Origin of the sequence: Paenibacillus sp. CCS19, from assembly GCF_033239625.1 — a bacterium.
GTDB lineage: Bacteria > Bacillota > Bacilli > Paenibacillales > Paenibacillaceae > Paenibacillus_T.
In genome coordinates this window covers 1-226 of record NZ_BTCK01000140.1, presented here as the reverse complement: position 1 = coordinate 226, position 226 = coordinate 1, and the positions used below count along the sequence as shown (strand labels likewise).

Below are 226 nucleotides of genomic sequence, written 5' to 3'. Positions count from 1 at the left end.
CGAACCCCTGTTACCTCCGTGAAAGGGAGGTGTCTTAACCCCTTGACCAACGGGCCTTGCAAACAAGAACTTTCTGGAGCTCTCAACCGGGATCGAACCGGTGACCTCATCCTTACCATGGATGCACTCTACCTACTGAGCTATGAGAGCGAAATGGCTCCCTGAACAGGACTCGAACCTGTGACAACTCGATTAACAGTCGAGTGCTCTACCAACTGAGCTATCA

Annotated in this window: 1 tRNA gene; it reads right to left on the bottom strand. The window is 51.8% G+C overall.

Annotated elements, in window-relative coordinates:
• Positions 1-74: 74 nt before the first annotated feature.
• A tRNA-Thr gene (locus SBI19_RS29450) sits at positions 75-150 on the bottom strand.
• Positions 151-226: the final 76 nt, after the last annotated feature.